General features: G+C 68.5%; 8 protein-coding genes. All 8 read right to left on the bottom strand.

What is annotated here, in order from left to right; all coding sequences use genetic code 11:
• Positions 1–7: 7 nt before the first annotated feature.
• Positions 8–1,021, bottom strand: a complete 1,014-nt coding sequence (locus tag KO538_RS20380; RefSeq protein ID WP_219329469.1) for an ABC transporter substrate-binding protein — start codon at positions 1,019–1,021, stop codon at positions 8–10.
• Positions 1,018–2,655, bottom strand: coding sequence for a response regulator (locus tag KO538_RS20385; RefSeq protein ID WP_257620470.1), 1,638 nt, complete (start codon positions 2,653–2,655; stop codon positions 1,018–1,020). The genes KO538_RS20380 and KO538_RS20385 overlap by 4 nt, the downstream gene beginning before the upstream one ends.
• A gap of 117 nt (positions 2,656–2,772) precedes the next feature.
• Positions 2,773–4,971 carry an aldehyde oxidoreductase molybdenum-binding subunit PaoC gene (gene paoC, locus KO538_RS20390; RefSeq protein WP_219329470.1) on the bottom strand — a complete coding sequence of 733 codons (2,199 nt, stop codon included), beginning with the start codon at positions 4,969–4,971 and terminating at the stop codon, positions 2,773–2,775.
• A gap of 4 nt (positions 4,972–4,975) precedes the next feature.
• Positions 4,976–5,935, bottom strand: coding sequence for a xanthine dehydrogenase family protein subunit M (locus KO538_RS20395; RefSeq protein ID WP_219329471.1), 960 nt, complete (start codon positions 5,933–5,935; stop codon positions 4,976–4,978).
• Complete coding sequence (gene paoA / locus KO538_RS20400) at positions 5,932–6,591, bottom strand: aldehyde dehydrogenase iron-sulfur subunit PaoA (protein ID WP_219329472.1); 660 nt, start codon at positions 6,589–6,591, stop codon at positions 5,932–5,934. The genes KO538_RS20395 and paoA overlap by 4 nt, the downstream gene beginning before the upstream one ends.
• A 76-nt stretch (positions 6,592–6,667) precedes the next feature.
• Complete coding sequence (locus KO538_RS20405; RefSeq protein WP_219329473.1) at positions 6,668–7,375, bottom strand: sigma-70 family RNA polymerase sigma factor; 708 nt, start codon at positions 7,373–7,375, stop codon at positions 6,668–6,670.
• A complete protein-coding gene (locus tag KO538_RS20410; protein ID WP_257620471.1) occupies positions 7,372–19,977 on the bottom strand; it encodes a filamentous haemagglutinin family protein in 12,606 nt (4,201 codons plus the stop codon). Before KO538_RS20410 ends, KO538_RS20405 begins: the two co-directional genes overlap by 4 nt.
• A 143-nt stretch (positions 19,978–20,120) precedes the next feature.
• Positions 20,121–21,098: a FecR family protein gene (locus KO538_RS20415; protein ID WP_219329474.1), complete on the bottom strand. Its 978-nt coding sequence runs from the start codon at positions 21,096–21,098 to the stop codon at positions 20,121–20,123.
• Positions 21,099–21,105: the final 7 nt, after the last annotated feature.

A 21,105-nucleotide genomic window follows, 5' to 3' on the forward strand; every position in this document is an offset into this window, starting at 1 on the left:
GGCCTTCTCAATGAATGACCGTCACGGCCGATGGCGCGACGGCTTCCAGGCCGTCCAGGTAGACGGCGTCGAGGAAGTTCGGCATGGTGCCGCGCTCGGCCAGCCGGTTCCTGATGGCCCAGCGCGCCTCGTCTTCCAGCGCCAGCAGCAAGCCCTGGTCGAGCACGACGCCGAAGCGGTAACCGTGCCAGGCCGCCTGCAGGCGCGCCGTCTCGCTGGCCGATGCCTTGGCAAACAGGGCGCGTGCGGCGTCGGGCTCGTCCTGGCAAAAACGGGCGCCGGCAATCAGCGCCCGCAGCACCTTGCGCACCGTGGCCGGGTGGCTGCGCACATAGTCGCCCGTGCCGGCCACGTTGAACAGGCCCGCATAGACATCCTCGCCATAGAAGATGGCCGCCTTGCCCGCGATGGCATGCGTCATGCCCGTCAGAAACGGTTCCCAGCCGGCCGCCGCATCGATCTCGCCCCGCGCCAGCGCTCCGGCCAGCTGCTCGGGCGCGTAGTTGCGCAAGGTGACTTCGGCGGGCAGCAGCTTCTGGCGGTTCAAAAAGGCGTCCAGCGTAAACTGGCCGGAGGTGCCCAGGGTCACGCCGATGCGCTTGCCCTTCAGGCTGGCGGGCGTGGATACGCCGCGGTCCAGGCGCCCCACGATACCGTGGTCGCGCTCGGCCTCGAAGATGCTGGCGATGATGACGACGGACTGGTTCCGCAGGCTGGCCAGCACGACGGGAATATCGGAAACCGTGCCCAGGTCGGCCTTGCCCTGCAACACGGCTTCCATCGACGCCTTGCCCGACGAGTACGGCTGCAGCCGCGCGTCGATGCCTTCGCGCGCGAAATGCCCCTGTCCGTGCGCGGCCAGGACGGGGCAGCTGCCCACGTAATCCGCATTCACGGCCAGGCGCAGCACTTCCACGGGGCCGGGCGGCGCGGCGGGACGGGCATTGAGCTGCCAGATGGCCACGGCAACCAGCGCCAGCAACAGCGCGATGGCTGCCAGCCTGAGCGCCCGGCCGCTCATGCGCTGCACTGCGCCGTGGCCGACTCCAGCGCGCTGTTGACGGCTTCGGAAAACGCCGTTACGTCGATCGGCTTGGTGAGATAGCGGTAAAAGCCCGCCGCCAGCCCCTGGCGGATATCGCCGGGCCCGGCCAAGGCCGTCAGGGCGATGACGGGAATATGCGCGGTGCGGGCATCGGCACGCAGCAGCTGCATGACTTGCGTGCCGCTGATGTCGGGCAGGTCGCTATCCATCAGTATCAGCTGCGGCAGGTGGCGGCGCGCCATGTCCAGGCCCGTCTGGCCGTCACCGGCCGACAGCAGGTCGAGATCGGGGCGGAAATGAATCAAACCCGCCACCAGGGTCACATTCAGGGGATTGTCTTCCACATACAGCAGCGTCTTGCGGTCAGGCAGCCGTACCGCTTCGGCGGGCCGGGCGATGACGGACAGGCGCGCACTTTCCTGCGGCGGCTGGCGCGCCGGGCAACTGGCGATATCGAGCCAGAAGGTGCTGCCGCGCCCGGGTGTGCTGGCTACGCCCAGCCTGGCCTGCATGGCTTCGGCCAGGCGCTTGCTGACCACCAGCCCCAGTCCCGTGCCCTCCTCGTCGCGCGCATCGCGTCCCAGGCGGTTGAAGGGCTGGAACAGCGCCTCCAGCTGCGCCGCGCTCATGCCGCCGCCCGTGTCGCGCACGGACAGGCGCAGCTGGCGCGCGTCAACGGGCTGGCAATCGACGTGGATCTCGCCCTGTTCGCGGTTGTACTTGACGGCGTTCGACAACAGGTTGATCAGCACCTGCTTGAGGCGCGTGCGGTCGGCCAGCACATGCACGCCGCCCGCTTCGACGAACGTCAGGGTGATGCCGCGCTTGTGCGCCAGCGGTTCCATCATTTGCCAGCATTCGTGGTAGATGTCGGCCAGGCTCACGGGTTCCATCGACAGCGACATATTGCCCGACTCGATCTTGGCGATGTCGAGGATGTCGTTGATCAGAGTCAGCAAATGCCGGCCGGCGCCGAAGATGTGCGAGGCAAAGGTTTTCTTTTCCTGCGCCGTCGAGGGGATGGAATCGGACATCAGCATCTGCGAAAAGCCCATGATGGCGTTGAGCGGCGTGCGCAGCTCGTGGCTCATGCTGGACAGAAAATTGGTCTTTTCCTGGTTTGCCCGCTCGGCCACTTCGCGGGCCAGCTGCAAATCCTTGTTCATGGCGTCGAGTTCGGCCGTATGCTGGCGCAGCAGCAGTTCCAGGCGCGCATTGGCGATGCGCAGCTGGCGCGTCTCCAGCGCCCGCGCCAGTATCAGCAGGATGCCCGACACCTTGAACGGCTTGACGACGTAATCGAGCGCCCCCGCCTTCATGGCCTGCACGGCCGAGGCGATCGTGCCTTCGCCCGTCATGATGATGCAGGCCAGGTCGGGATCGATCTTGCGCGCCGCTTCCACCACGGCGATGCCGTTCATGCCCGGCATCATCAGGTCGACCAGCAGCAGGTCGAACGATTCGACGGCCAGCAACGACAGCGCCGTCTCGCCCGAAGCGAGCCCCGTCGTGTCGTATGCCTGGCCGCGCAAGGTGTCGCACAGCGCGCGCACATGCGCCAGTTCGTCATCGACGATCAGTATCCGCGGCGGCATTGATGAGCTGTTCATGCATTCTCCTGGCGGCATGGCCTTGCGGGCCGGAAATTTTCCCCGCAACATGCGTTCCGAGCATAGCACTTGAAAATTACCAAAAATACACGCATTGTCACGCGCGCAAGGAAGGTGTCAGCTCATCACGGGCAGCCCCCGCAGCAGCTTGTCGAGGGTCAGCGGATAGTCGCGCACGCGCACCCCCGTCGCGTTGTAGACGGCATTGGCGATGGCCGCCGCCACGCCGCAGATGCCCAGCTCGCCCACGCCCTTGGCTTTCATGGGCGAGGACGTGGGGTCCGTTTCATCGAGGAAGATGACGTCCTGGTGCGGGATGTCGGCGTGCACGGGCACTTCGTAGCTGGCCAGGTCGTGGTTGACGAAGAAGCCGCGGCGCTGGTCGACCACCAGTTCTTCCATCAGGGCCGCGCCCACGCCCATGGTCATGGCACCGATCACCTGGCTGCGCGCCGCTTTCGGGTTCAAAATGCGCCCGGCCGCGCACACGGCCAGCATGCGGCGCACGCGCACTTCGCCCGTGTCGCCGTCCACGCCCACTTCGACGAAATGGGCGCCGAACGTCGATTGCTGGAACTTTTTATCGAGGTCGCCGTATTCCATGTGGTCTTCCGCGACGACGTCGCCATGGTAGGCGGCGGCAGCGAGCGGCACGCTGCGCTCGCCCTGGCTGACCTGCCCATCGGAAAAGCGCGCCTCTTTCTCATCGAAGCCCAGCTTGACGGCGATGGCCTGGCGCAGGCGCACGCAGGCCGCGTACACGCCAGCCGTCGAGCTGTTGCCGCCCCACTGTCCGCCCGAACCGGCCGAGACGGGAAAATCCGAATCGCCCAGGCGCACGACCACCTTGTTCAAGGTCACGCCCAGCATTTCCGCCGCCGTCTGCGCAATGATGGTGTAACTGCCCGTACCGATGTCCGTCATGTCCGTTTCCACCGTCACGATGCCGTTGCCGTCCAGGCGCACGCGGGCGGCGGACTGCATGACGAGGTTGTTGCGGAAGGCGGCGGCCACGCCCATGCCCACGAGCCAGCGGCCGTCTCGCCGCATGCCGGGCTGGCTTTGCCGTTCTTTCCAGCCGAATTCCACGGCGCCCGTGCGCAGGCAGTCGATCAGGCGGCGCTGGGAAAACGGCCTGCTCGGCTTTTCCGGGTCCACTTTCGTGTCGTTCAGGATGCGGAAAACGATGGGGTCCATTTTCAGCTTGTCCGCCATCTCGTCCATGGCGATTTCCAGCGCCATCATCCCCGGCGCTTCGCCCGGCGCGCGCATGGCATTGCCTTCCGGCAAGTCGAGCACGGCCAGGCGCATGGCCGTCATGCGGTTCGGTCCCGCATACAGCAGCCGCGTCTGCATCACGGCCGTTTCCGGCTGGCCCCCTTTCAAGTCGCCGGACCACGATTCATGGCCGATGGCCGTGATCTTGCCGTCGCGCGTGGCGCCGATGCGCAGGCGCTGGATGGTGGCGGGCCGGTGCGTCGTGTTATTGATCATCAGGGGCCGCGCCAGGGCGACCTTGACGGGACGCTGGGCCGCGCGCGCGCCCAGGGCCGCCAGCAAGGCCTCCGCGCGCACGAACAGCTTGCCGCCGAAGCCGCCGCCGATATACGGCGAAACGATGCGCACCTTGTCTTTCGGTATCCCCAAAGTGCGCGCCAGATCGCCGCGGCCCCAGTCCACCATCTGGTTCGCCGTCCACACCGTCACCTTGTCGCCTTCCCAGGCGGCAATCGAGGCGTGCGGCTCCATCATCGCGTGCGACTGGTCGGGCGTCGTGTAGCTGGCGTCCAGGCGCACGGGAGCATGGGCATAGGCGCCGGCGAAGTTCCCCGTCTTGCTGTCGGGCTTGCCATCTTTCGGCTTGGTGGCGCCGCCCTTGGCCTTGGCCAGGTCGAACACGCCCGTCTGCTCGACATACTTGACGTCGAGCAGCTGCGCGGCCGAGCGGGCTTGCTCGAAGGTTTCCGCCACCACCAGCGCGATGGCCTGGTGGTAATGTTCAATGTCCGGCCCGCCCAGCAGCTTTGCCGTGTTCATCTTGCCTTTGCCCAGCTTGCCAGCCGACTCGGCCGTCACCACGGCCAGCACGCCCGGCGCGCGCCGCGCGGCGCTCGTGTCGATCGAAGCAATGCGCCCCTTGGCGATGGCCGCGCCGACGACATGGCCGTAGGCCGCATGCGGCGCGGCCTTGTTCTGCTCATACGCATACGGCGCCGTGCCCGTGGTTTTCAGGGGGCCGTCGATGCGGTCCGTGGGGCGGCCCACGATTTTCAGCTGGTCAATGGGATTGGTGGTCGCCGGTGTCGAAAATTTCATGGCCCTAGCCTTTCTTCGCTTGTGCTTGCGCCAGCACCGAGGCAATCGTGCGCTGCGCCAGGGTCACCTTGAAGCCATTGTCGTCAGTGGGATGGGCGCCGGCCAGCAGGCGTTCGCTCACGGCGGCGGCACCCTCGGGCATGGCCTGCTCTGCGGCGGCCACGCGCCATGGCTGCGGCGCGACGCCGCCCAAGGCCAGTCTGCCCGTGCCGTCCGGCAAGATGATGGCCGCCACGGACACGAGCGCGAACGCGTACGAGGCCCGGTCGCGCACCTTGCGGTAGAGGTGCGTGCCGCCAACGGGCGGGGGCAAGGTGACGCTGGTGATCAGTTCGCCGGGCTGCAGCACGGTTTCCACGTGCGGCGTATTGCCCGGCAAGCGGTAAAAGTCGGCGATGGGGATGCTGCGCGTGCTGCCGTCGGCACGCACCGTGTCGATACTGGCATCAAGCACGCGCATGGCCACGGCCATGTCGCTCGGGTGCGTGGCGATGCAGGCATCGCTGCCGCCCAGAATCGCCAGCGGCCGGCTGAAGCCGACTATGGCCGAGCAGCCGCTGCCCGGCACGCGCTTGTTGCAAGCCTGGTTCGTGTCATAGAAATACGGGCAGCGCGTGCGCTGCAAGAGGTTGCCCGCCGTCGTCGCCTTGTTGCGCAATTGCGCCGAGGCGCCGGCCAGCAAGGCGCGCGACAACACGCCATAATCGCGCCGCACGGCGGCGTGCGCGGCCAGCGCCGTGTTGCGCACGAGGGCGCCGATGCGCAAGCCGCCATCCTTTGTTGCTTCCACCGTATCCAGCGCGAGGCCATTGACGTCGATCAAGTGTGCCGGCGTTTCGATTTCCAGCTTCATCAGGTCGAGCAGATTCGTCCCGCCCGCGATGAAGCGAGCGCCCGGCGTGTTCACGGCGGCCGCCGCCGCTTCGGCCGGTGAAGTGGCCTTCTGGTAGCTGAACACTCTCATGCCGGCCTCCCCGCCACCTCGGTGATGGCCTCGATGATGTTGGAGTAGGCGCCGCAGCGGCAGATGTTGCCGCTCATGCGTTCGCGCAGCTCTTCCGGCGTTGCCTGCGGGACCGCGTTCAAGTCCGCGCTGACGTGACTGGGGATGCCCTGGCGTATCTCTCCCAGCGCGGCGACGGCCGAGCAGATCTGCCCCGGCGTGCAATAGCCGCATTGATAACCGTCGTGGGCGATGAAGGCGGCCTGCATCGGGTGCAGCTTCTCGGGTGTGCCCAGCCCCTCGATGGTGGTGACCTTGGCGCCATCATGCATTACGGCAAGAGTCAGACAGGCATTGATGCGCTGGCCGTCGAGCATGACGGTGCAGGCGCCGCACTGGCCGTGGTCGCAGCCCTTCTTGGTGCCCGTCAGCTGCAGGTGTTCGCGCAAGGCGTCGAGCAAGGTGGTGCGCGTGTCGAGTTCCAGGCTGTGGCGCCGGCCGTTGACGTCGAGGCTGACCTTCATCAGCACGGGTGGCGGAGAAACACCGGCTTTAGTGGCCGTATTCACCGCCCCCGCCGCGCCTGCCACACTGGGCACGGCCGCCGCCGTGGCCGACAGTGCACCGGCGATCAGCAAGCCGCGCCTGCCGGCATTGATGTGATGGGACTCTGTCATCTCGCGCTTCCTCCTGGCTGTGGACTGGCTGGGTGGGCGCATGCAGGCCCGAAGCACCAGTCTGACGGCCCGATTCCTACGCGTCTGTACGCAAACGAACGTTCAGCCTGAGGCCGCGCCGGGTCGTGCCGACGCCGCCCTGCGCCGCGTAGCCCGTGTGGCGGGCGCAATGGTCGAGCGCCTGGCGCAAGGCCGTATCGACATTACGCAAGGACATGCCGTGCCGTTCAGCCACTTCCTGGCGGGTCAGCTCGTCCACGCGCAGCGCTTCGAGCACTTGCCGGTGGCGCCGCGGCAGCAAATCGACAGCCAGCGCCAGCCGACGCACGTCGGCCTGCAGCTCGGCCAGGCGTTCCGGCCCCGCCGCCGTATCGGCGAGGGAATCGACGAGGCCTGCCCCACTCCCATCGCCGTCGTCCGCATACAGCCAGGCGCGGTTGCGGCGCAGGCTGTCCATGGCAGCATTGCACGCCACGCGGAACACATAGGCGACGGGGCTGTGCGCCAGCGCAGCTCCGTCCGCGTCCGAGGCCGCCAGCCTGCCCAGGCGCAGCCAGGCGTCGTGCAGGCTGTCGCTGGCCAGCTCGGCGCAGCCCAGGTGGCGCGCCAGGCGCCGGTGCAGGGCCGCGTAATTGCCCTCCAGCACCGCCTGCAGCTGGCTGCCCTGTCCTGGCGCCACGTCGTTCGCCGCCTGCTGCCGGGGGCGGATGGCCGGGCGGTACCAAGCCATGCCCGTCATGCGCAAGGGCAAGGCAGCCGTCATACTCACCAGGCCGGCCATCATGGCGACAACCTGCTGCGCTCTTGCGCCGTCAGCTGGCGCGTGGCCGATTCCGGCAGCGGGCCCAGGCCCAGCACGCGCACGGCGCTGCGCGGGTTGTAGTCGGCCGCCTCGATGCGCGCGCCATCCTGCGGCGCCGCTTGCGCGCTGTCCGGCGGCGCGTCATTGCCAAACCCCAGCACGCGCACCGTGAACACCGATGGCTGCGCCGAACGGGTGGCGGCGCGCTCGCGCTGCACCACGTCCTGGGCGGCGGCCGTGGCCTGCGTGGCGGCCGCGCTGGCGTTCGTCATGGCGGCCACGTTGACGGACGCCACCGTGGGCATGCCCTTGGACTCCCCCTTGACCTGGATATTCGCCGCGTTCATCACGGTCAGCGCGGCCAGGTTGACGTTGCCCGACACGCGGATGCCCGCCTCGCCCGCGTCGATGGTGCCCAGCGGAGCCAGCAGGTCCACGTCGCCGGCCGGCACTTCGGCAATCGGCGCCAGGGTGGCGATGCCGGCGCCCGTGCTCGGCACGTCGGACGACAGGGTCACGTTGCCCCAGCTGTCATACACGCGCTTGGGCGGCGTGTAGACGATGGTCGACTTCGAGCCGCGCCCCGCGTTGATGTCGCCCGTCGATGACCAGCCGAGGATGTCGCCGCCGAACGTCGTCATGATGCGGCTCTGGCCCAGCAAAATGCTGCCGTGCGAGAACAGACCGATATTGCCGCCGCCCTTGGTGATGACGCCCGACGTCGACGGCGGCGCCTCGCCTTCGATGCCCAGCACCTGCTTGCCGCCCGGCGTCAGCATCTGGATGTCGCCGCCGAAGTTCGTATGCACGTAGCCGCTGCGGGGGAAGTAATCCCAGCGCTGCTCGCCGTCGTTGCGCTTGGCGTACAGGCCGCGGTACATGATGATGTCGCCCGCATAGGCAATCGCCTTGCCAGTCGCGGCCGTGGCCGGCGCCAGGCCCGCGATGGCGTTGCGGCTGCGCAGGAAGCTGCCGTAGCGCGCGCTGTCCGCATCGTTGAACTCGCGCCCGCCCGCCTTCAATTCCGCGAAATACACGTTGCGGGCAAACACGCGCTGCTGCGGCTCGGGCAAGGCCAGATAAAAGGCCAGCGCTTCGGCGGCCGTGCCCTTGAAGCCGTAGCGCTCGCCGAGCCAGCTCGCCAGTTCGCCGTCGTACGCTTTCACCACCTTGCCGGCCTGGTCGGCCAGCGGCACGCCCGTCTTCGCCACGTTCGCCGGGTCGAGATAGGGCTTGACGAAGCGCAGGTAGTCGAGGCCAGCCGCGCCCACACCAGCCTGCATGGCGATGCCGGCGCCCGGGCGCTTGTCTCCCGCGACGACGGGGCCGAGGCTGACGACGCTGCCCTTGTCCTGCATCAATATATTGCGCCCGGCGCTGATGTCGAGCGTGCCGGGGCCGGCCACGTTGAAGGAACTGCCGAGGATATCGCGTCCAGCAGACACCACCGACACGTCGAACGCGTTGTTGTGCACGAACAGGTTGCTGTAATTGCGAAACATCATGTCGCCACCGCCCGTGCCGTCGATGGCTTCCAGCAGCGCCGTGCCGCTGCCGACGATATCGCGGCCCGCCCTCATCCAGACCGGTTGCGCCCCTTCGTACCAGGTGATGCCCGCGTGCTTGGCGTCGTAGAACGCAACCATGCGGCCGCTATTGACGCCGATCAGATCGCCCTTCACGGCATAGATGCGCGCCACTTGCGTGCCGCTGTTGGCCGGACCGGCGGCGGAATCGGGCCCGAAGGCGAACAGCGGAAAGTTCCACTGCGACGATGGCACGCCCGAGCCCGAAACATTGCCGCCCGCCGACGTCAGGCTGCCAGGCCTGAGATTCCAGGCTTCGAAGGCCGGCTTGAACGGCGTGGCCATGCTGTCGGCGGCTGCGCCGGACTGGCTGACGGCATAGCCGCCCGCATAGATGGAATCGCCGGCCAGCCACTCCAGCTGGGCGTAGCCCGACGGCGCCAGCAGCAAAGGATCGGCATACGCGGTCGCACCACCCCAGTCCGAGATGGTCTTGCCATAGTACAAGCTGCCATTCGCGGCCGCGGCCCGCACGATGGACGGGTAGACGACGGCCAGGTCGGTGGCCGTGCCGACCGGCGCCGTCAGCGGCGTCATGTTGCCGCCGGCGGAGAACAGGTCGAGCGCCGTGCGCGGCGTCCACAGGCTGAACCAGCTGTAGCCGGCGCCCGGCTCGCCCGACGCGCTGATGAACGACGCGGCGTTGAACATCGGCACGCGGCCGGGGTCGGCCACGTCCTGCAGCACCTGGTCGCCCAGGGTCGCCACGCTGACGGTGGCGTCGCCGGGCACCAGGGTCATGCCGCCCTGCGGCGTGGCGCGCGTGGCGTGGAAGGCGTCGAAGGCGCGCGTTTCCAGCGGCACGTGGTCGGTCGAGCGCGTGCCGTACTGCAGCGCGACCTTGCCCAGCTGCGTTGCGGCCACGTCCACGTGGCCGCGCAAGTCGACCAGCGCGCCATTCAAGTGGCCGCCACCGGACTGGCTGGCGGGATTGAGGGCGCCGCCCACGCGCAGGTCCAGATCGCCGCCGCCCGTCAGTTGCAGGCTGCCATCGGCCAGCACGCGGCCCGTGCTGCCCACGGCCAGCAGCAAGCCCTGCGAGCGCGGATTGATGTTGATGTCATACACGGTGGCAACCTTGGGCGCCAGCACACCCGCATCGCCCGCCACGTCGGCGCGCACATTGCCGCCGCCCAGGGTGCCGAAGCCCGTAAAGCCCAGCACGGTATCGGCCAGGGTATCGCGGCCCACGTAGCTGCCGAAATTGATCCACCACGCCGTCGGCTGGGCCGGGCCGCCCGTGGCCACGCCACCGCTGCCCTGGCGCCACAGCCAGTTGCCCACCGCTACCGAATCGCTCATGCCATCCGTGTTGACGGGGCGCCCGTTGGTGGCGGCGGACCCGCCGACCAGCGAACCGCTCAAGTCGCCCGCCACCCGCAGCAGCAGACTGCCGCCGTGGTCCGGATACCATGCCCGGTAAATGCTGTCGGCGCCGCCATCGACCAGGCGTTCATGCGCACCATCGGGGTTGGCCAGCACCTTGCCGTCCAGATTGCGCGCGCGCGCCAGGTTGTACGGGTCGCCTGCCGCCGTCGCCATGGACGACATGCCGGCCGTGTACACGCCGTACAGGCTGTCCACGCGCAAGTCGCCGCCGCTGACGAGGTCCAGGTCGCCCGTGCCCGTGCGCAGCACGCTGTGGCGCAGGCTGGACGCCTTGTTGTCGAAGCTAGGGTTGGAGGTGCCGCACCAGGTGGGGTTTTCCTCGCACATGGTGGGCCAGCCCAGGCCGGCCAGGTCGACCACGTCGCCCGCCTTCACGCTGGGGTCGGCGAATTCTTCGGCGCCGGCCTTGGTCCACACATAGGCCAGCTTCAGCACGCACATGCTGGCGTCGCCAGCGCAAAACTCCGCCACGGTCTGGCCGAACTGGCTGATGAATTCCTCGGTGATCGGTTCGCCCGCCACGATGCCGACGATGCCCTCGCGCTCGCCCAGCTCCTGCGCCGCCTGCGTCCAGTGCTGCACGCCCTTCGGCGGGATCATGACGCCATACATGCCGTAATGGCTGTCGGCCAGGCGCAGGGTGCCGTGCGACGGATGCGCCTGCACGCTGCGCGTGTCGGCCGCGTCCAGGTCGGCGCCGGCCGCCAGGCGCATGCCCCACGATTGCGAACCTTCGGCCAGCATCGGTGCGATGGCCCACAGCGCGCCCTGGCGCCCCGCCACTTCCGGGCGCAGTTCGATGGCATCCACGCCGGGCAACAGCTTGACGTCGGTGCCGTTCGGGATCAGCGCGCCGACGGGCAGCGCCACCTTGCCACTGAGCGTGACCACGTTGAGCTCGCCCAGCAAGCCCGGCAAGGCGACGCCTTTCGGCCAGGTCATGGCGCGCACCTTGACCATTTGCCCGACCACGTTGCCCGCGTCGAGCCGCATGCCGGCAGTAAAGGTCTGTTCCGTGGCCAGCAAGGTACCCGCCGCGTGGACGATATTGCCGGCGCTGTCGCGCACGGCGGCCGCCAGTACCGTGCCGGCCGGCACGGTGAGCTTCTGGTTCAGTACCACATCCACGGGCAGGCGCGTGTTGGCGCGGAAGCTCAGGGCCTTGACGGGCACGTCGTAATTGAGCGTGACGCCGCCCGGGAAGATGGTGCCGTCGGCCAGGGTCACGCCCTTGCCCGGCACGATGACGTCGCTGCCGTTGATGTCTCGCCCCGGCAGCAACAACCAGCCCTTGTCGTCCTGCGTGGACGGCGGCGGCGCGAAGCCGTCATTGATGCTGCCATAGATATTCAAATCGCCGCCGGCGCGCAGCAGCAGGCTGCCCACCTCGCCCGAGCCGCGCGCATTCGTCACTTGAAAACGCGGGTTCAGGCTGGCGTAGCGCATGCCCGACAGATCCAGGTCGCCCTGCACCACCAGGTCGCCGTCTGGCGTCTTGCTGACGATATCGACGCCGGGACGCAAGTGCAGCGCCTCGGCATACGCGGCCGTGTTCAAGCCCGCCAGCTTGCCATTGCGCAAGTTCGTGTTGGCCAGCGCCGCATCGATAAAGGCCGTGCTGTCCGCATGCTTGCTGTCGAGGTATGCCTGGTTGACCACCTGGTACGGGCGGCCGATGGCCGACAGGTCCGTGGCATAAGCCGCATCGTCATAGCGCTGCATGGCATTGATGGCGATCGATTTCGCGCCGCGCACGGTAAAACCGCTGCCGGTGGCGATGGCGATATCGCCAAAGGTGGCCGCGTCTGCGTCCGTGCGGGAACCGCCGCTGCCCAGGCGCGGCGCCATCAATTCCACCGTGCCGCGCGCGGCGCCGTCGTGTTCGCCCTTGCCCTTCCCAAGCACGGCCGCCGTGCCGTGGCGCACGTCGATCTGCGCGCCGCCGGCCAGGTCCAGCACGCCTTCGCCCCCGTTCAGTTCCACCATGGCCCGGTTCGGGCTGTCGATGATCTTGCCATAGCTGTCGACGCGCAGAACGGTGCCATGCGCGTCGAGCACGGCGTTGTTGGCCAGGGTGACGCCATGCTTGCCGGCCAGGCGGATGCTGCCCACGCGCTCGCCGCTGGCATCGATCACGCCGGCCACCGTCAGGCGGCCATTGTCGACGGCCACCTGCACGTCGCCCGCCTTCAGTTCATTGCCGATGGTCAAGTCGCCCTGTTTCAGCTGGAAGCTGCGCGCGCCCGTCACGCCGCCCTCGTTCAGGCGCGTGTTGAGCGCGGCGAACTGGCCGTCCAGGGTGCCGCCTACGCCCAGGGTGCGCGCGCGCACATCCACGCTGCCCAACTTGTACGGCACCACGGTGCCGCCCGCGTCGTAGCTGCCGCTGGCGCCGCCCAATATCTTGCCTTGCAGCTCCACCATGCCGGCCGCGCCATCGAGGGCCACGGCCTTCAGGCTGCCGGCGCGGTTGTTCTCGGCCGACAGGTCGATCACGCTGCCGGCAGCTGCGCGGATATCGCCGGCGCGGCTGTCCAGGACCACGTCACCGCCCCAGCTGTATTTATCCACGTCGAAGAAGGTGCTCTTGCGGCCCGCCATGTCGATGCGCGCAGCGTCGGCCACGGTGATGTCGTGCTGCGCGCTGATCGTGAGCTTGCCGCTGGGCAGCACCACGGCCGTGGCCACGTTCACGCTGTCGCCGTTCAAGGCCAGCTGGGCGCCCAGCGCAGCGTTAGTTTTGGCGAAAGGGGCTGGCGCGCCGGCTGGCGCCGTCACGGCCAGCGCGCCGCCGGCCGTATAGCTGTGCGACGAACCGGCGTCGCCCGTCAGCAGCGGCGTGACGATGTTCAGGTTGCCGCCGCTGTACTGGAAACCCTTGCCCGCCTCATACGCGCCCTGCGCCTGGTGGACGGACAGGCTGCCCTTGTGGTTGGCCGTGACCTGGCCCGACGCTTTCAGGTTGACGGTGCCAAAACCCAGCGCCAGGCGGTCGAAGGTGGCGACGCCGGCCGGCTGCGTGAACGGGCCGAAACCGAAATCGATGCGTTCCGCTTCCAGATTCAAGGTGCCGCTGCCCGTGCCGGCGCCGCGCGCAATCACGTTGCCGGGCGCCGACAGGGCGCCTCCCCAGATCAGATTGGCCGTGCGGATGGTGGCCACCGTGCCGGCCTCGCCCTGGCCATACATGGCCGGCGTGGTCAGCACCAGGCGCTCCAGGTTCGATTTTCCGCTCGTCTTGTCGTAGGTGTCGAGCACCACGTCGCCATAGAAATTGACGCTGTCGGCCGCGTTCAGCATCAGCGCCTGCAGCGCTGGCGCGCCCGTGCTGGTGTCGCCGCGCAGCAATCGGTCCAGCAGGCCCTGGTTCAGGGTCAGTCCAGCGGGACGCGTGCCGCCGGACTGGGCCGCCGCCAGCGCCTCGTTCGAACCGATATTGATGGCGCCCACGGCCAGGCTCAGGTTGCGCGTGCCGTAGCGGGCCGTGTCGTCGAGCTGGAAGCTGCCGCTGGTCGCCAGCAGCAAGGTGCCTTCCGAGTACAGGCTCGCTGTACCCGTGCCTGTGCCGGCGCAAGCGGCGGCGCACATGCCGATGCGGATGCCGCCGCGCGTCGTGCCGCTGACGGGCGCCACATTGAGCAAGCCGTTCGACGCGGCCAGCACGTGCACGTCCGGGCGGCTCTGGTAGATGAAGCCATCATTGGCGTCGTACGCGGCCTTGCCGCGGCCCAGGGTGTTGATGCCGGCGCCGGCCGCGATATCGATCACGCCATTGCCCAATTGCACGTTGCTCGGATCCTGGGCGACCAGGAACACTTCGGGCGCCGACAGGACGGCGCCGGCGCGCAGATAGATGGCGCGCGCCGACTGGACGCCGAAGTTCACGTAATTGCCGCCCTGGCCATATTCCACCGTGGGCGAATTGCCCACCACGATGCGGGCCGCGCCGATATTGTTCAGGCTTGAAGCCCGTATGCTGACCTGTTTTGCGCCGCCGCTGGCTGGCGCGCCGTCGGCGAGAATTTCAATTTCGCCAGTCGAGCTATCGTTCGACATCAGCACCACGGTGCCGCCATAGCCGCCCTCGGCCGCCGCGAATTTGCCGGCACCCTGGAACTGGAACGTCTCGAGGCCGCCGCCGGGCGCCATGGTCAGCTTGAGCGTTTTCGCATCGGACGGCAGCATCGCGCGGGGAATGCCGCGCGTTTGCGCATCGGCCAGGGCAAACGCGGCATAGCCCATTTCGTTGTACTGGGAATACGTGCGCAAGACTTTGGCCGGCGTGAGTATCAGCTGGCTGGCCAGCGGCGCGCGGATGTCCGTGCCGGCGATCGACAGGGTACCGGGCGCGGCCCAGGAACCGTTGCGCAGCGGCTGCGCCAGCGAGCCGGCGCCGCCCTGGCCCGCCAGGCCGTTCAGCTCCACGCGGAAGGCGCCCGGCAGCAAGGCGTAGGTCGACGGCATCAGGGTATAGGTGCCGGCCGCCAGGCCCGGCACGCCGCTGCCTATCGTCACCTGCCGGCCAATGACGGCATCGGCGGCGCCCGAAGGCCCTTGCGGCGCCTGCACACCAGGCACGATGGCGTACACGGGATTCGTCGCCAGGCCAGGCAAGACAAAACCGCCGTTCGCCCCCACCTGCACCAGCGGGTGAGTGCGCGCATCGGTGGAACCGCCGCGGCCCGCGATGAAGCCGGCGCCCGTCAGTTCGCCGCCGCCGGACAGGTCGAGCAGCGCGCCCGGCTGCACGTTCACGGCCACGCCGGCCATTTCCACGCCGACGCGCAAGCCACCCTGCGCATTGAAGCCGCCCACGCCCATGAAGGCGGCCAGCTTGCCATCCACGTTCCAGCTCTGGCCATCGACCGTGCCGCCATACGGCATGACCAGGCCGGCGCCACTGACGGAGCTGATGCTGTTGGCCAGCAGATTGACAGTCAAGCTCTTGTCATTGTCATAGCGGGCCGCGCCGATCGCCAGGCGGCCCAGCGGTGCGCGCACCACGCCGCCCTGCTCGATGTGCGCAGCCTCCAGTTCCAGCGAGCCGAAGGCGGAATACGGCATGGCCGGCACGCCATCGGTCGTGCGAGCGATGCGCAGGCTGCGCGCCGGGTCGTAACCGAACTTTCCATCGGTGCGGCCGTAGCCGACGCGTACGGCGGCGCCGGCGCCCGTGTCCGGGTACAGCTGGGCCGCGCTGAGGGTCATGTCGCCCGGCGAGGACAGCACCGTCGTCGCCTCCGCGCCGCCCCAGCCCAGCGGGGACAGCAGGAAACGCAAGTCGCCGCGGCTGCTCAGGCGCACGTCGTCGGCAACGATATTGACCAGGCCGCGCACGTCGATCAGGTCGCCCGCCATGCTGACCTGGCCGGCGACCGGCGACTCGCCCGCCGTGCCTGGCGTGACATAGAAATCGCGTCCGACCGGCTTGACGCTGGCCAGGCGCACGTACGGCGCCGCGATGCCGACCTTCGCGCCGGGCTTGCTGCCTGGTGTCAGCACGGGCGCGCCGTACAGCTGGAAGCTTTGCTGCAGATGCAGCGACACGTCGCCATCGAAGGAGGCGGCACCCAGCAGGGCCAGGCTGCCGAAGCCGCCCGCTTCCACCTGCTCCACGGAAAACCGGCCGTGGCCGTACTGCAGCGTTGCCGCCGCGTCCCGTGCGCGCACGTTGTCGGCCAGGTCGCTGGCGCCCTGGCGTTGCGTCAGCGCCAGCTGGCGCCCCTGCAGCACCTTGTCCGTCGCCAGCACTTTCAGGTATTCGGGCGAACCCGTGGCCACGGACAGGCTGCCGCCCGCCGCGCCCGCCCCGCCGGCCCTGGCCAGCAGCTGGCCATCGAGGTACAAGCCGTTGTTCGACGCCAGCGCGATGCTGCCGCCCGCGCTGGCGACGTCGACGGCCGCGCCATTCATACCGTTCACGTCGAGCACGACATGCGCGCCCGAAGCGTCGAGCACGGCACCATCGCGCACGACAACAAACAGGCTGGCCGCCGACGTGCTGCCGTGCGCATGGTCGATCTCGCCGCCGACGACGATGCTGCCGCCATCGACCACCTTGCCGTAGCGCCGGCCCTGCGCATCCACAGCCGTGACGGCGCGCGACGCGACGTCGAGCACGGCATTCTCGCCTATCCACAGGGAACGGCCATGGCCGGCCGCTTCCACGGCTTCGGACACACTGACGCCGACGCCCACGCCGCCCAGGCTGATCTTGCCGCCCCAGGCGTTCAAGCGGCCATCCACCGTCAGCTGGCCCACGCTGGACAGCTTGATGGACTGGCCCGCATCAACGCTCACCACGGCACCCTTGCCCACCAGCAGTTCGGCGCTGGCCATGCCGGCCGCATCGGACTCGATATCGCCCACCTGCAAGGCCAGGCTGGCGCCCTTGCGCTGGGTCAAGGTGCCCTTGAGCGCGTTTTCCGTGTACTGCTCCGGCGTCCATACGGCCAGTTTCTCGTTGTCCACCACGCGCAGCACGGGCATGCGCACGTCGACCTGCGTGCCCTCCGCCACCGCCACGCCCTGCTTGCCGACCAGGCTGTAGCTGGAAAACCCCTTGTCGAAGAAGCCGCCGTCCAGTTGCAGGGCGCCTTTCTGTTCCGTCTCGGCCTGGCCGATCACGATATTGTTCGCCTGCAATTCCAGCTTGCCGCCGCCCGCCACGCCATGGCCGCGCACTTGCGCGCCCTCGCCCAGCACCAGGTCGGCCTTCGGCCCATAGCTGGCCAGGCTCACGTTGCCGCCCTTGCCGCCCTGCTGCTTCGCCTGCGACAGGATGGCCGCGCCCGAGCTCACGTCGATCAGGCTGCCATTGCCGATGCGCACGTCGCCGCTCGCCCGCAACGAGACATTGCCGCCATTCATGTAGGGCAAGCCAGCGGTGGCCAGCGGGTCGCGCAGCACATTGCTGAGCAAGCCGCTGGTGTCGAGACTGACGCCATCAGCCAGCACCAGCTTGCCCACGGACCCGCCCGGGATGACGACGGTGTCGCTCATGCCAAGCGCGCCGATCTGGTTCAGCACATTGCCGGCCATGATGCTGCCGCCATGGCTGCGCAGGTTGGCGTTGATGGCCACGTCATTGCCGAACAGGGTGATGTTGCCGCCATCGGCCACCTGCAGCGCGCTGTCGACGGTGACCGCGCCCTTGGCCGCGATGCGGATGGCGCCCAGTGGCTGGCTGTTCAGCAAGCCCGTGTCGAGCAGCAGCTTGCCCTGGCGTTCAACGTCCAGCATGCCTGTCACGTCGAGGCCGGCCGCGATGCCGTCCTGCACGCGCGTCAGGCGCACCTCGTCCATGACGGCCGACAAGGCATGCTGCAGCACGCCCGTGCGCTTGTCGAACATGGGCTGATACTGACCAACGATCAACTGTCCCCGCTGCGCGGCGGCGAACTGCGACTGCTGGTAGCCGTCGAGCAGCGCTTGCGGCGCCTGTACCTGGCGTTCGCCCTGGAAGACGTCGCCGGCGATGCCCCCTTCCAGCACGGCCGACCCCGTGCCGACCACCAGCTTGCCCGCGTCACGCCCCGCCGTGTAGCCGTTTTCCAGCCGCTGTTGCGCGGCGATCAGGGGATTGGCGTAGAAGGCGCTGGCATCCTTGCCCCAGCGCGCGTGTTCCTCCTCGTAACCCTTGTAGACGCCCAGATACTGCAAGTCGCCGGGCGCACTGCCCGCCTCGTGCAGCTTGCCGTCCGCGCCTTTGAGCCAGGTCTGGCGCACGGCGCCCGTTTGCACGTCCAGGGTGCCGCCCGACAGGTTGATGCTGGAGCCAAGCTGCGTGACGACATCCTTGCCGCCAAAACTCACCGTGCCGCCCTGCGCCATCCATTCGCTGACGGAATGGCCTTGCGTGCCCAAATAACCGGCCACTTCCAGCAAGCCGCCGGCCGTGTACCAGCGGTCGCTGTCGTAGCCGTTCGTGCCTTTCGGTACGAACACGAGCTTGCGGCGGTCGACCCAGATGCTGCTGTTGATCAGGGCCTTGCCGTCGCGGTTGACGGGCGCGTCGCGCTGCTCGTTGCCCTGCACGTTGATCTCGACATTGTTCGCAGACATCGCCACTTTCACGCCCACGGCGCCGGAAACGTCGAGCTGGGCGCCATCGCGCACGAGGCTGCGGCTGCCGGCGTTGACGGCGAGCTGTCCGCCCGTGGCCAGGGTCAGCGAGCCGCCGAGGAATTCCACCGTGCCGGCGCTGCCGATCTCGATGCGCGACTGGTCGCGGCGGTCGTTGACGAGCGAGATATTCTGCTCCGTCGTCACGGCCGGGCCGCGCATGGCGTCGCGCTGGCTGTCGAGCGCCATCGTCTTGCCGTCGTCCTCGACGACGATGGCCGTGGTGGCGCCGCGTCCCAGGGTCACGGCCGCATCGCCGCCCAGGGCGTTGAGGTGGATCGTGCCTCGCGTGGCCGCCGTGGTGGACGCGAGCAGCACGCCATCCTGCCTTACGTCGCGCCCGGCCAGGGTGATGTCGCCTTCGCGCGCCTGGATCAGGCCCGTGTTGACGACCTTGCCCGCAGTGCTGGCGGCCGCGAATTGCGGCGTGACTTCGCTGCCGCGCGTGGTCGACAGCGGGTTGCCGTCCGTGCCCACGCCCTTCTTGATGGTAAAACTGTCGCCGGCGGCCAGCAGGGCCTGGCCTTTCGGCGTATTGATCTCGCCAGCATTGTGGACCTCTTTGCCCAGCAGCATCACGTAACCGCCGCCTTCCGTGCTGCCCTTGGGCGCATTGCTGGCCAGGCGCGCGCCCGTCTGCACCAGCACCTTGCCGTCCGCATCGGTAAACGTCGCGGCGCCGGCCGTGCCGGGACTGTAGATGCCATTCTTCTGGAATTGCGTATCGCTGATGCGGGCCGCGGCCGCCACCAGGCTGCGCGTGTCGACCTGGCTCGTGCCGCTGAACACGATGCCGTTGCGGTTGACCAGCAGCACGGTGCCGTCGGCCTTGATCTGGCCCTGGATCTGGCTGGGCCGCGCTTGCGGATCGTTGACCCGGTTCAGCACGGCCCAGTCCTTCTGCTGCTGGAAGGTCAGAGTCGTGTCCTTGCCCACATTAAACGTTTCCCAGTTCAGGACAGCCTTGTCCGCCGTCTGCTGCACCAGCACGGCCGTCTTGCCCGCCGCTACCGTCTGCACGGGCGCCTGGGCGTTGAGCCAGCCGGCCGTCAGGCTGTTGGTGTCGACTTGCAGGCCGCCTTGTACGAGACCATCGGGCGCGCCGAGTGTGCCAGGTGCGCCGGCTGCCGCCTGGCGCGCCTGCGCCTGGGCCGCTTGCTGCGCGGCGATGGCGCGCGCGGCCAGGTTCAGGTTGTTGAGCGAGCGCTGCAACTGCTGGTTCGCCTGCTGTTGCTGGCCCTCTGGACGGCTGCCCAGGGGCAGCGGCTGGCCATTCGGCAAGCGGCCGGAGCTGGCCGCCGTATTTTGCGCCGCGCCCTTGGCCGCGAACCAGCCGCCGCTGAACGCCTGCTGCGCGCGGGCCGGCGTGCTGAAGGCGCCCGCCATCAGCATGGTGGTCAATGCGTAAGCGAGCGGCGTGAGCCGCAAGCGGCTGCCCAGCGTGGACGTGAGGACTGGGCGCTGGGCAGTGTGAAACTTGGTCATGGCAATGGTTTCCTGGCTAGAGAGAAGGGAACGGAGCCTGGCGTTAGCGCAAGCGTCCATGCCTCCATGACGTAGCTGGGCGGCGGAAGGGATAATACTTTTTGAAAAATATTTTGATTCCCCTGCCGCAGGGAACGCCGGGATCAGCTGAGCAAGACAATGCCGCCTGGCAGGCTGGTCATTTGCGCGCCCGTCAAGTCGCGTATCATCGCCAGCGCGCCATCCATCTGGGTGATGGAAAAACGCATGCGCACGAGACGCCGGCCCAGTTCGGCATTGCGCAGCACGACCCTGCCCGGACGGTAGCGGTTGATTTCATCGACCACGCGGGACAGCGGCTGGCCGGCAAACGACAGCGCGCCCGTGCGCCACGCGCTGGCCTCCCCCGCCGGCGCGGCCGTGGCCGCCTGCACGCCTTGCTCGTCGTAGACCAGTTGCTGCCCCGCATCGAGAGTCTGGCGGCGCTGCTGCCAGACCACGTCCACGGCGCCCGCCAGGCAGGTGACGCACACGGCGTCGTCCGTGTGGCGCACATTGAAGCGGGCCGACTGCGCCAATAAACGCCCGGCGCCCGCCACCACCGATACGGGCTGGCGCGCGCCGCTGGCAACGATTTCCGCTTCGCCACCCAGTAGTTCGATCGCTTCCGGCGCCCGCACGTTAATGCGCGTCTGCGTATTCATCTGCACCGTCATCTGCTGCGACAGGGCCACTTTCCGCTGCTCGCCCGTGCCCGTGCGGTAGTCGGCGCTCAGCTCCTGCAGCGACGGCCAGGCGCCCAAGGGCGGACGCAAGGCCAGCATGGCCACGCCGGCCGCCAGCGCGCCACCGAGAAAAGCACGGCGTCCGGGCCGCGCCGGGAACGCCAGCACGGCCGCCTGCTGCGGTGCGGCGGCGCGGGTCAAGGCGGGGTCGAGCGCCTGCCACACTTGCTTGAGCTCGCGCCAGGCGCGCGCATGGTCGGGGCTAAGCGCGCACCAGGCGCGCAAGGCGTCGGCGTCGGCTTGCGTAAAATCGTCGGCACGCAGCCGCGCCCACCAGGCAGCAGCTTGCCGGCCGATGTCAGCCTCGCTGTCGGCAGTATGGGAAGGGGCGCGTGGATCGCGGTCGGGAGCAGTCATGGGATTC

This window comes from Janthinobacterium sp. NKUCC08_JDC (assembly GCF_019345575.1).
Taxonomy (GTDB): Bacteria; Pseudomonadota; Gammaproteobacteria; order Burkholderiales; family Burkholderiaceae_D; genus Janthinobacterium; species Janthinobacterium aestuarii.

Coding starts and splice junctions, on each gene's coding strand:
- KO538_RS20405 (WP_219329473.1), bottom strand. CDS start 7,375: ATGATGGCCGGCCTGGTGAGTATGACGGCTGCCTTGCCCTTGCGCATG.
- KO538_RS20410 (WP_257620471.1), bottom strand. CDS start 19,977: ATGACCAAGTTTCACACTGCCCAGCGCCCAGTCCTCACGTCCACGCTG.
- KO538_RS20385 (WP_257620470.1), bottom strand. CDS start 2,655: ATGAACAGCTCATCAATGCCGCCGCGGATACTGATCGTCGATGACGAA.
- paoA (WP_219329472.1), bottom strand. CDS start 6,591: ATGACAGAGTCCCATCACATCAATGCCGGCAGGCGCGGCTTGCTGATC.
- KO538_RS20395 (WP_219329471.1), bottom strand. CDS start 5,935: ATGAGAGTGTTCAGCTACCAGAAGGCCACTTCACCGGCCGAAGCGGCG.
- KO538_RS20415 (WP_219329474.1), bottom strand. CDS start 21,098: ATGACTGCTCCCGACCGCGATCCACGCGCCCCTTCCCATACTGCCGAC.
- paoC (WP_219329470.1), bottom strand. CDS start 4,971: ATGAAATTTTCGACACCGGCGACCACCAATCCCATTGACCAGCTGAAA.
- KO538_RS20380 (WP_219329469.1), bottom strand. CDS start 1,021: ATGAGCGGCCGGGCGCTCAGGCTGGCAGCCATCGCGCTGTTGCTGGCG.